This window comes from Burkholderia sp. KCJ3K979 (genome assembly GCF_016759955.1).
Lineage (GTDB): Bacteria > Pseudomonadota > Gammaproteobacteria > Burkholderiales > Burkholderiaceae > Burkholderia > Burkholderia orbicola.
This window is the reverse complement of record NZ_JACFYV010000209.1, coordinates 1-11,589: the sequence shown is the minus strand read 5'-3', so window position 1 is coordinate 11,589 and position 11,589 is coordinate 1. Positions and strand designations below refer to the sequence as shown.

Genomic DNA, 11,589 nt, shown 5'->3' with positions numbered 1-11,589 from the left:
GGTGTCCGGCTCCCGCCGATCCGGACGCCAGGGGCGCGGTCGCGTGGCCGCTGTCGCCGGCAACAGTATGGAGGTCGCGGCGAACCGGCCGCGCACGCCGCCGGTTCAACCGCCCGGCGAGTCCCGGCACTGCCGCGCGGCGCATGAGTGCGTCGCATCCCGCTCAACGCACGAGCGCCGCCACGAAGTCTCGATACGTCCGCAGCGGGCGGCCGAGGATCGCGGTCAGCCGCTCGACGTCGCCGGCCTCCGGCACCATCCCGTCGCTGACGTAGCGCTCGGCCATCAGACGCATTTCGTACGCCATCCATTTCGGCATGAATTTCGCGAAATTGTCTTCGAACGGCGTCGGATCGTCGCCGCCATAGGCAACCGGGCGGCCGAGCGTGTCCGACCAGATCGACGCCAGTTGCGGGCCGGTCAGCGTGTCGGGCCCGACGAGGTTGATGGTCTCGACCGGCAGCGTGGCCGGCGCATCGTTGCGGCGGATCAACTCGATCGCCGCGACTTCCGCGATGTCGCGCGCATCGACCATCGCGACGCCCTTGCCGCCGATCGGGATCGGGTACACGCCGTGTCCGACGATCACGTCCTTGACCATCGACTCGTTGTCCATGAAATACGCGGGCCGCAGGATCGTCGCGCTGAAGCCCATTTGCTCGATCATCCGCTCCGCGCCGGATTTCACCGCGAAGTGCGGCACGTTCACGAAGCGGTCGGCGTGCAGCACCGACAGATAGACGACGCGCTCGATCCCCGCTTCGCGGGCCAGGTTCAGCGCGATCAGCGCCTGCGTGAATTCGTCGCCCGCCACGCCGTTGAGCAGGAACAGCGTGCGCACGCCGGAGAAGGCCGCCCGCAGCGCGTCGACGTCGAGCATGTCGCCCTGCGCGACGGTCACGGCCGCCGGAAAATCGGCCTTGGCCGGATCGCGCACCAGCACGCGCACGTCGGCGCCGCGATCGACGAGTTGACGGACGAGCTGGCGGCCGATACGGCCGGTGGCGCCGGTAACGAGAATGGTCATGATGTTCACTCCTGAGGTAATGGTCGGGTTGACTGCCTACCTAAGTTAAGTGATCCACACACGATCCGGAAGGTGTGATAAATAGACGTGTCGTCTCGCTGATGGAACACATGGACCTGCTCGCTCTCGCCGATTTCAACCTCGTCGCCCGCCATGGCAGCTTCGGGGAGGCCGCGCGGGTCGCGGATCGCCCGAAGGCGACGCTGTCGCGCCGCGTCGCGGAACTGGAGAACAGTCTGTCGCTGCGCCTGTTCGAGCGCGGCTCGCGCGGCGTGAAGCTCACGCAGGAAGGGCGCGCGCTCTACGAGCGGACGGGCGCTCTGCTCGCGGAGCTGGCCGACAGCGCGTCGGCGATTGCAGCGGGGAGCGAGCGGCCGCGCGGCCGGCTGCGCATCAGCGCACCGATGCTGTTTTCCCAGTTCGCGATGGGGCGGCTGGTGGCGACGTTCGCGCTGCGATACCCGGACGTCCGGCTGGAGGTGACGACGGAAGACCGGCCCGTCGACATGATCGACGAAGGGTACGACCTCGTGATCCGCGTGAACCCGGACCCCGACGAGAGCCTGATCGGGCGCGTGATCCTGCGCGACCGGCTGGTCGTCGTCGCGAAGCCCGGGCTGGCGCGGCCCGGCGGCGACGCGCCCACACCGGCGCCGGCCGTGGTGCGCGGCGCGAACGACACCCGCACCGGATGGGAGGTCACGGGGCCGGACGGGACGGCGCGCATCCCGGTCGAACCGGTGGCACGGCTGTCGTCGCTGAGCATGGTGCGCGATACGGTCCGCCTCGGCCTGGGCGCCGCATGTCTGCCGATCTCGCTCGTGAGCCGCGATCTGGCCGCCGGCACGCTCGTCAGTTGGGGCGACGTACCGGCGTCCGATATCGCGCTGTGGGCGCTGTATCCATCCAGGCGATTATTGAGCGCACGCGTGTCCGCGTTTCTCGATCACCTGAAGGACGCGTTTCCGTCAGGTGAGCCGGAAGAACTGGCCGCGTATATCGAACCCGGGCAGTGAAACGGCCACGGCGGCGCGCACCGCGATGTCCCGAGCGGGAGGCCGTCGCGATCGGCAGGGGCGCATGCCACACCGCCCGTCCCGATCGAACCGCGGTTTTCACACCGCGTCCGGCTGCGCGCAACACACGCGGTTCCTGCCTTCGCGCTTCGCGCGGTAGAGCGCCATGTCCGCCTGGTGCGACAGCGCGAGCATGGACGCGTGCCGCGCGCGCCGACCGGTCGCACAGCCGATGCTGACGGTGAAAGGCGGCACGGTTTCCGCAAACCCGACGAGCCGGTTGCCTTCGACTTCCCGGCGAATCGCTTCGGCGACCTGCGCGGCGCCGTTTTCGTCCGTATCCGGCAACACCGCGACGAATTCCTCGCCGCCGTAGCGTGCGGCGAGGTCGCCGCGCCGCCGCGTATGCGCGCGGATGCATTCGGCGAGAAAACGCAGCGCGGTGTCGCCCTGCGCGTGCCCGTGCTGGTCGTTGTACTGCTTGAAGTGATCGGCGTCGATGAACAGCACCGACAGGCTGCCGCCGCTGCCGCGCTGCAGCCGCTCCCATTCGTCGGCCAGTGCGGTATCGAGTGCGCGACGATTGCGCAATCCGGTCAACGGATCGGTACGCGTGAGATCGGTCAGCAGCGTCTGCTTGCGGAAGTTGTCGCGCAACGCGAAGGCCAGCAGCCAGACCACCGCGCAGAACGACGCGCCGATCACGGACGCCGACACGCCGACCGTCCACGACAGGCGCCGGATGCCGGCCAGCACGTCGTTTTCGGCCGGCGCGACGACCGCGATCAGCGGGGTGCCCGGTATCCGCTGGTAGGTGTACAGCCGCACGATGCCGTCGATGCTCGAACGCGCGGGATAGAAGCCCGATTCGCTGTTCACCATCCGGTGGAAGGATTTCGAGCGGCGCAGGAGGTTCATCTGGCCGTCGTTCAACGACGGGTTTCTCGCGAGGATCGTGCCGTCCGCGCGCACGATCGCGCTGACGCCGTTCGGCCCGACATCGAGGCGGGACAGCAACTGCTCGAAGTAAGCGAGATCGACGGCGACGACCGCGATCCCGTCGAACGTATGATCCGGCCGCTCGATGCGCCGCGACAGCGCGATGGACTCCTTGCCGCCGCGCGAGCGTGCGCGATAGGGTTGGGAGACGTAGAGCCCGACGTTGTCCGCATCGCGATGAACCTTGAAGTAGTCGCGATCGGCGAAGTCCCAGCGATGGGTCGTGCTGCAGCACCCGTCAATGAGGCGGCCGCGCCGGTCGGTCACGCCCATGCCGGTCATGTATTGCGCCGCGGTGCGCTCGAACAGCAGGTCGTGCCGCAACCCGACGTCCATCCGCTGCACCGCCGGCTTGCCGAGATCGGCGGCCAGCGCGACCAGCGCGTTGTTCGACGTTTCGACCGTCCTCGCGATCTGACTCGCCAGAACGGCCGCGACGTTGCGCGACGTCTCATGCGCGTGCTCGATGACTTCGCTGCGCGCGACCCACAGCGTCACCGCGCTGATCGCGAGCGCCGCGAGCGACATCAGCGTGCCCAACGCGCCGACGACGAACGGGTGGCGTCCGGCCCAGTCGGCGATTTTCTCGATCGAAGTGAATGCGGGCATGCTCGCGCTCGTTTTGAGATGCCGGCTGCACTTGCGCCGGCGCGGGTCCAGTCAGGGTTAACGGCACGGTTAACGAAAAATCGAGGCCGACATGGCCGCTCATCGACCGCCCGTCGACGACATCGGCCGGACGCGGCGACGCAAACGTGTGCGGCCATGCGGCGATACGGCCCGCTCGCTGTCCGGACCCGCGCGGGTCGCTTTCGATTGATAACAACACTGCATCAATCGTTCCGAAAATCGCACTTATCGTTTGATCGATACCGCGCCAACATGCCGGAAAACGACAATCGACCAGCCCCTCCCGCGTATTCCAGGATTTTCAGGAGACACCCAGATGCACCCCTCGTCCAGCCTTCCGGCCGAACGCTCGAAGGCCGCCGCGATCTTTCGCGTCACGGCCGGCAACTTTCTCGAGCAGTTCGACTTCTTCCTGTTCGGCTTCTACGCCACGCAGATCGCCAGCGTCTTCTTCCCCGCGCAAAGCGAATTCGCATCGTTGATGATGACCTTCGCCGTGTTCGGCGCCGGCTTCCTGATGCGTCCGCTCGGCGCGATCGTGCTGGGCGCGTACATCGACGAGGTCGGCCGCCGCAAGGGCCTGATCGTCACACTGTCGATCATGGCGAGCGGCACCATCCTGATCGCGTTCGTGCCGGGCTACGCGACGATCGGGCTGCTGGCGCCCGTGCTCGTGCTGATCGGCCGGCTGCTGCAGGGCTTCTCCGCGGGCGCCGAGCTGGGCGGCGTGTCGGTCTATCTCGCCGAGTTGGCGACGCCGGGCCGCAAGGGCTTCTTCACGAGCTGGCAATCGGCGAGCCAGCAGGTGGCGATCGTCATCGCGGCGGCCCTCGGCTTCGCGCTCAATCAGTGGCTGAGCGCCTCGCAGATCGCCGCGTGGGGATGGCGCGTGCCGTTCTTCGTCGGCTGCATGATCGTGCCGTTCATCTTCATGCTGCGCCGCAACCTGGAGGAAACCCAGGAGTTCAAGGCGCGCAAGCATCGTCCGGGCATGAAGGAGGTGTTCGGTACGCTGGTCCAGAACTGGGGCGTCGTGGTCGCCGGCATGATGCTGGTCGCGATGACCACCACGAGCTTCTACCTGATCACCGTCTACGCGCCGACCTTCGGCAAGACCGTGCTGCATCTGAGCACCGCCGACAGCCTGCTCGTCACGCTCTGCGTCGGCGTGTCGAACTTCGTGTGGCTGCCGATCGGCGGGGCGCTGTCCGACCGGATCGGCCGCCGGCCGCTGCTGGTCGGCATGACGATGCTCACCGTCGTGACCGCCTACCCGGCGCTGTCGTTCCTCGCGCATGCGCCGTCGTTCGCCAACATGCTGATCGTGCTGCTCTGGCTGTCGTTCATGTACGGCATGTACAACGGCGCGATGGTCGTCGCGCTCACCGAAGTGATGCCGGTGCAGGTGCGCGTCGCGGGCTTCTCGCTCGCGTACAGCCTCGCGACGGCCGTGTTCGGCGGCTTCACGCCGGCCATCTCGACCGGGCTCATTCACATGACGGGCGACAAGGCCGCACCGGGCTACTGGATGAGCTTCGCCGCGGTGTGCGCGCTGCTCGCGACGTTCGCGCTCTATCGTCGCCGTGCCGCGACGTTGACGCCGGCGCATTGAGGTCCGGCCCGGCCGGAACGTTCATCCCCACCCACGTATTCGCACGACCCCGACCATGAGAAATCTGTTCCTGAAATGCTGCGCGACCGCGCTCGTCGCCACCGCGGCGGTGGCGGCCAACGTACAGGCCGCCGAACTGCACGTGATGAGCTCGGGCGGTTTCACCGCCGCCTACAAGGTGCTCGGCCCGCGGTTCGCGTCCACCACGGGCAATACGCTCGCGACCGCGCTCGGCCCGTCGATGGGCAAGTCGCCCGAAGCGATTCCGAACCGGCTCGCGCGCGGCGAGCCCGCCGACGCCGTGATCATGGTCGGCTACGCGCTGGACGATCTGATCAAGCAGGGCAAGGTCATCCCCGATTCCCGCGTCGATCTGGCCGACTCGCGCATCGGCATGGTCGTGCGCGACGGCGCGGCCAAGCCCGACATCAGCACCCCCGAAGGGCTCAAGCAGGTGCTGCTGCACGCGAAATCGATCGCCTACTCGGACAGCGCGAGCGGCGTGTACATCGAACGTGAGCTGTTCAGGAAGCTCGGGATCGAGGAGCAGGTGAAGTCGAAGGCGAAGATGATTCCGCGGATTCCGGTGGCGTCGGTCGTCGCGAACGGCGACTACGAAATCGGCTTCCAGCAGGTCAGCGAGTTGCTGCCCGTCAAGGGGGCGACTTTCGTCGGCAAGATTCCCGAATCGCTGCAGTCCGTCACGCGCTTCGCCGCCGGCATCCCGGTCGGCGCCCAGCATCCGAAGGAAGCGAAGGCGCTGCTCGACTATCTCGCGTCGCCCGACGTGCAGGCCGACGTGAAATCGACTGGCCTGGATTCCGTTTCCGCGCATTGAACCCGAGCGACGGGCGGGCGCGTATCAGACCGTCTTCCCGTCGCCGTCACCGCCGTCTGCCACGGCATCGTCTTGATCGGCCCCGTTCGTCGACGCCGGCCCGGCCGCCGCGAGCCGCTGCGCGAGACGCGCACGATCGCACGCCCCTTCCCACGACGACACGAAGATCACCGCGCACGCGTTGCTGATCACGCTGGTCAGCGCGCGCGCCTCCGACATGAAGCGATCGATGCCGACCAGCAGCGCGACCCCGGCGACGGGCAGGTCGGGCATCACGGCGAGCGTCGCGACCAGCGCGACGAGCCCGCTGCCGGACACGCCGGCCGCGCCCTTGGACGTGACCAGCATGATCGCGAGCATCGTCGCGACCTGCGGCGCGGAAAGCGGGACGTCGCAGGCCTGCGCGATGAACAGCGCCGCGAGCGTCAGGTAGATCGCGGTCCCGTCCAGATTGAACGAATAGCCGGCCGGCAGCACGAGCCCGACGACGCCTTTGTCGCAGCCGAGCGCTTCCAGCTTGACGATCAGGCGCGGCAGGACCGGCTCCGTGGACGAGGTCGCGAGCACGATCAGCAACTCTTCGCGCAGGTAGCGCAACAGCCGCCACAGCGCGAAGCCGTGCAGTCGCGCGAGCGGGGCGAGCACCAGCGCGACGAACAGCGCGCAGGCCACGTAGAAGGACACCATCAGCTTCGCCAGCGAGCCGACCGAGCCGATGCCGAAGCGGCCCACCGTGAACGCCATCGCGCCGAATGCGCCGAGCGGCGCGAGCCGCATGATCATCGCGAGCACGCGAAAAACGACCTGGGCGATGCCGTCGATCAGCGCGAGCACGGGCCGCGCGGCGCGCGGATGCGCATTCAGCGAGAAGCCGAACAGCAGCGACAGCAGCAGCACCGGCAGCACTTCGCCGGTGGCGAATGCGCCGAGCATCGTGTCCGGAATCATGCCGAGCGCGAAGGTGACCAGGCTGCGCGGCTCCGCATGCTTCGCATACGGCGCGAGGATGCTCGCATCCAGATGATGGACGTCGATGTGCATGCCGGCGCCCGGTCGCAGCACGTAGGCGGTGACGAGCCCGAACGCGAGCGCGGCGGCCGTCAACAGATAGAACAGCGCGAGCGAACGCACGATCGTGCGGCCGATCGCCTGCCCGTTCGACAACGACGTGATGCCCGACACGATCGTGCAAAAGACGATCGGCGCGATGGTCATCTTCACGAGCGCGACGAATGCGTCGCTGAGCGGCTTGAGCATCGCGCCCGCCGCCGGCCACACGTGACCGATGCCGATGCCGAGGATCATCGCGAGCAGGACCTGCACGTAAAGCGATTTGAAGAGCCGGGCCGCCCTCACGATGCGGTCTTCCTTCGTTTCCGTTCCGTCGTCGTCATGCCGATGTGCCGTTGCCGGCGGCGTCGCCGCGCTTCGCGTCGACGATCATCCGGTGAAACGCCTCGGCGGCCGGCGTCAGCGAGCGCCCGCGCCGCTTGACGATGCCCACGCGCCGCTTCACGGCCGGCTCGACGAGCGGCACGCTCGTGAGGACAGGGTGGTCGTGGCCCGGCATCGCCATCGACGGCACCGCGGCGACGCCGAGCCCCGCCTCGATCAGCCCTAGCAGGGTCGTGACGTGGCGCGCCTCGCACACGCTCGGCGTGCGCGGCGCGACGGCCGCCAAGGCCTGGTCGAGCAGCAGGCGGTTACCGGACGTCTTGTCCACGGACACGTAGTCGTGCTCGTAAAGCTCGTTCCAGGTGACGCGCTTCTTGCGCGCGAGCGGGTGGTCGCGGCGGCAGGCGGCGACGAACCGCTCCTGGAGCAGCACCTTGAACTCGACCTCCGCCTCCTGGCTGCCGATGAAGCTCACGCCGAAATCCGCCTCGCCGCTGATGACGGCGCTCAGCACCTCGTTGGCGCCGGCGTCGAGCAGCTTCACCCGGATGCGCGGAAAGCGCTGATGATAGCGGGCGATGATGGGCGGCAGGAAGTAGTAGGCGACCGACGGCACGCAGGCGATCGTCACATGGCCCAGGCGGCTCGACGACACGTCGCGGATGCCGAGCAGCGCGGCGTCGAGATCGTCGAGCAGTTGTTCGGCGCTCTGCGCGAACACGCGGCCGACGGTGGTGAGCGCGACGCGGCGCGTGGTGCGCTCGAAGAGCCGCACGCCGAGCGCGTCCTCGAGCTTGTCGATCCGGCGGCTCAACGCAGGCTGCGAGAGGCTGACCGCTTCGGCGGCCTTGCGGAAACTGCCCGTTTCCACGACCGCGCGAAACGCCTGCAAGTCCGTCAAATCGAAATTGATGCCCACCGGTCACTCTCCGCTACTCAGATGCGCAGCATTTTGCATGATTCCGCCGGCGTCATGCATGTCGCGTCGCCAGTGCGGCGGCGTCGGCGTGGCTCGGTGTGCCTCCGGGCCGCCGGGATAGCGCGGGCCGCGCCGCGAATCGATCGTCCCGGTGCCGCTTCCTGATGTACCGTATCGCTTTTGGGCGGGCAGGGCTCCGGCACTGCCGCGCTGCCGCCAGCGCCGGCCAGCCGCGCGAGCCCGCTCTCTTCAACGGATTCCAGCATGCGCATTCCGCCGCTCAAGGCCATCATCGCGTTCGAAAGCGTCGCCCGGACCAAAAGCGTCAACCGAGCGGCGGAAGAGCTCGGCCTGACCGCGTCCGCCGTCAGTCACCAGCTCAGCAACCTCGAAGCGCAGATCGGTCAACCGCTGTTTCAGCGCTCGGGGCGCGGCCTCGTCCTCACGCCGACCGGCGAACGCTACCTGGCCGACGTCACCGGCTCGCTGGCCGACCTCAGCCGCGCGACCGAGCGCGCGTCGAGCCGCACCGAAGTCGACATCCTGCGCGTGCATTCGAGCCCGAGCTTCGGGCTGATGTGGTTGCTGCCGCGGCTGTCGTCGTTTCAGGAGGCGAACGGCGATATCCAGCTGAACCTCGCGTGCTCGTACGAAAACGTGTCGTTCTCGAACGGCTTCTACGATATCGACGTCCGGCACGGCTACGGCAACTGGGACAACCTCGAGGTGAAGACGGTGCGCGGCGAGTTCATCGCGCCGCTCGCGTCGCCGCGGTACCTCGAGCAACATCCGGTGCACGCGCCGGAAGACCTGCTCGCCCATCGTCTGATCTATTCCGAAACGCCGCTGGTCCAGTGGAAGCAGTGGTTCGGCCGCACCGGCGTGCCGCTGGCGGCGCAGAAAACCTTCGACTTCTCGTTCGACCGCTCGTACATGTCGCTCGAAACCGCCGCGCTCGGCCTCGGCATCGCGCTCGAAAGCCTGATGCTCGCGTCGGTGAAGATCCGTCAAGGGCTGCTGGTGCCGGTGTTCGGCGAGGCCCATGCGGTCGAAGTGGGCGCGCATCATCTCGTTTACCCGCGGCAGAACGCGGAATTGCCGCGCGTGAAGCGCTTCCTGGCGTGGATCGAGCGGGAAGTCGCCGCTCATCGGCAAGCGGGTTGACCGCGCCATCCAGCGGCACGCCCCGCGATATTGCGCTGCAGCACCGGCTACTCGCCGTCATCTGAAATTTTCTCAACTATGGCTGAGCGTTTCCGCGTTGATGCGGGTGCCGGGTGAGCCGACACTCCGGACAACACATCAACAAGGAGACAAGCGATGTTGCTCGACAACCGGATCATCATCGTGACCGGCGCCGCGTCGCCGCGCGGGATCGGCAAGGCCACGGCCCGCGCGCTGGCCGCGCACGGCGCACGCGTGGCGATCCTCGACCTGCGCCGCGACGACGCCGACGCGGCCGCCGCCGAACTCGGCGCCGGCCATCTCGGCCTCGCCTGCGACGTGACCGACCGCGACGCGTGCGCGGCGGCCGCCCGCGCGACGCTGGAGCACTTCGGCCGCATCGACGGCCTCGTGAACAACGCCGGCATCACGCAGCCGGTGCGCACGCTGGAGATCTCGGCCCGCGACTTCGATGCGATCGTCGACGTGAACCTGCGCGGCACGCTGTACATGTCGCAAGCGGTGCTGCCTGCGATGAAAGAGCAGCGCGGCGGCAGCATCGTCTGCATGTCGTCGGTCTCCGCGCAACGCGGCGGCGGCATTTTCGGCGGCCCGCACTACAGCGCCGCCAAGGCCGGCGTGCTCGGCCTCGCGAAGGCGATGGCGCGCGAATTCGGCGCCGACCGGGTCCGCGTCAATTCGATCACGCCCGGCCTGATCCAGACCGACATCACCGGCGACAAGCTGACGCCTGACATGCGCGAGGACATCATCAAGGGCATTCCGCTCGGCCGGCTCGGCGAGGCCGCCGACGTCGCGCATGCGTGCCTGTTCCTGCTGAGCGACCTGTCGAGCTACCTGACGGGCATCACGCTCGACGTCAACGGCGGGATGCTGATTCACTGAGAACGGCGCCGCCCGATGCGCGGCGCCGACCATCATGCACCCGGGACAACCCGGGGCCATGGCAGGAGACAAGGATGAGAGCAAAGTACCCCGCACCGCCCGTCGAGGGCGAGATGCTGCAACGGGATGACGCGTGGACGTTCGAAGCGGCGACCTACGCGAAGGTCGCGCGACGGCTGATCCCGTTCCTGATGTTGTGCTACCTCGGCGCGTATCTCGACCGCGTCAACGTCGGCTTCGCGAAACTGCAGATGCTCAACGACCTGCGTTTCAGCGAGACGGTCTACGGGATGGGCGCCGGCATCTTCTTCCTCGGCTATTTCCTGTTCGAGGTGCCGAGCAACCTGATCCTGCATCGCGTCGGCGCGCGCCGCTGGCTCGCGCGCATCATGCTGACCTGGGCGGTGATCTCGGCGAGCTTCGTGTTCGTCAAGTCGCCCGCCGCGTTCTACGTGCTGCGGTTTGCGCTCGGCGTCGCCGAAGCCGGCTTCGCGCCGGGCGTGATCCTGTACCTCACGTACTGGTTCCCGTCGGCGCGGCGCGCGAAGGCGCTGTCGCTGTTCTTCATGGCGATTCCGCTCGCCGGGATCATCGGCGGGCCGCTGTCGGGCGCGATCATGCATTCGCTGCACGGCGCGATGTCGATGGCCGGCTGGAAGTGGCTGTTCCTGCTCGAGGCGCTGCCGTCGTTCGTGCTGGGTTTCGCGATCCTGCTGTATCTCGACGACGGCATCGCCGGCGCGAAATGGCTGACCGACGCCGAAAAAGCCTTGCTCGCGCGCAACGTGTCGGCCGACGCCGCGCACACCACCGCCCACCTGTCGATTCGGACGTTCGTCGCGGACCGCCGGCTGTGGCTGATGGCAGCGATCTACTTCTGCGTGGTGCTCGGGCAGTATGGCCTCACGTTCTGGCTGCCGACGATCATTCGCAAGGCGGGCGTGGCTGATCCGCTGTGGGTCGGCCTGTTCACCGCGATTCCGTATGCGTGCGCGATCGTCGCGCTGCCGCTGATCGGCATCAGCGCGGATCGTCGCCGCGAGCGCCGCTTCCATCTCGCGGTGCCGATGCTGGTCGCCGCGG

General features: G+C 67.9%; 10 protein-coding genes. 6 read left to right on the top strand and 4 right to left on the bottom strand.

Features of this window, described 5'->3' with window-relative positions; genetic code table 11:
• Positions 1-163: 163 nt before the first annotated feature.
• The gene (locus H3O04_RS29225) at positions 164-1,027 is read right to left on the bottom strand and encodes an SDR family oxidoreductase (RefSeq protein WP_023474558.1); all 864 of its coding nucleotides are present in this window, start codon (positions 1,025-1,027) and stop codon (positions 164-166) included.
• Between the two features lie 110 nt (positions 1,028-1,137).
• On the opposite strand from H3O04_RS29225, the gene H3O04_RS29220 reads away from it, so the two are divergent.
• Complete coding sequence (locus tag H3O04_RS29220; RefSeq protein ID WP_124476482.1) at positions 1,138-2,043, top strand: LysR family transcriptional regulator; 906 nt, start codon at positions 1,138-1,140, stop codon at positions 2,041-2,043.
• Positions 2,044-2,142: 99 nt separating this feature from the next.
• On the opposite strand, the gene H3O04_RS29215 is transcribed toward H3O04_RS29220, so the two are convergent.
• Positions 2,143-3,651: a GGDEF domain-containing protein gene (locus H3O04_RS29215; protein WP_023474556.1), complete on the bottom strand. Its 1,509-nt coding sequence runs from the start codon at positions 3,649-3,651 to the stop codon at positions 2,143-2,145.
• A gap of 337 nt (positions 3,652-3,988) precedes the next feature.
• On the opposite strand from H3O04_RS29215, the gene H3O04_RS29210 reads away from it, so the two are divergent.
• Complete coding sequence (locus tag H3O04_RS29210) at positions 3,989-5,284, top strand: MFS transporter (RefSeq protein ID WP_202589001.1); 1,296 nt, start codon at positions 3,989-3,991, stop codon at positions 5,282-5,284.
• A 55-nt stretch (positions 5,285-5,339) separates the two neighbouring features.
• Positions 5,340-6,122 carry a substrate-binding domain-containing protein gene (locus tag H3O04_RS29205; protein ID WP_023474555.1) on the top strand — a complete coding sequence of 261 codons (783 nt, stop codon included), beginning with the start codon at positions 5,340-5,342 and terminating at the stop codon, positions 6,120-6,122.
• 24 nt (positions 6,123-6,146) lie between these two features.
• On the opposite strand, the gene dctA is transcribed toward H3O04_RS29205, so the two are convergent.
• Positions 6,147-7,478, bottom strand: coding sequence for a C4-dicarboxylate transporter DctA (dctA, locus tag H3O04_RS29200; RefSeq protein WP_202589000.1), 1,332 nt, complete (start codon positions 7,476-7,478; stop codon positions 6,147-6,149).
• A gap of 34 nt (positions 7,479-7,512) precedes the next feature.
• Positions 7,513-8,436: a LysR family transcriptional regulator gene (locus tag H3O04_RS29195; protein WP_006481212.1), complete on the bottom strand. Its 924-nt coding sequence runs from the start codon at positions 8,434-8,436 to the stop codon at positions 7,513-7,515.
• Positions 8,437-8,700: 264 nt separating this feature from the next.
• On the opposite strand from H3O04_RS29195, the gene H3O04_RS29190 reads away from it, so the two are divergent.
• From H3O04_RS29190 to H3O04_RS29180, 3 genes are all read left to right on the top strand, one after another.
• Positions 8,701-9,600 (top strand): LysR substrate-binding domain-containing protein, encoded by a 900-nt coding sequence (locus H3O04_RS29190; protein ID WP_006481213.1) that lies wholly within the window; start codon positions 8,701-8,703, stop codon positions 9,598-9,600.
• A 156-nt stretch (positions 9,601-9,756) separates the two neighbouring features.
• Positions 9,757-10,506: an SDR family NAD(P)-dependent oxidoreductase gene (locus H3O04_RS29185; protein WP_202588999.1), complete on the top strand. Its 750-nt coding sequence runs from the start codon at positions 9,757-9,759 to the stop codon at positions 10,504-10,506.
• Positions 10,507-10,580: 74 nt separating this feature from the next.
• On the top strand, positions 10,581-11,589 hold a 1,009-nt coding region (locus tag H3O04_RS29180), incomplete at its 3' end, for an MFS transporter (protein WP_202588998.1).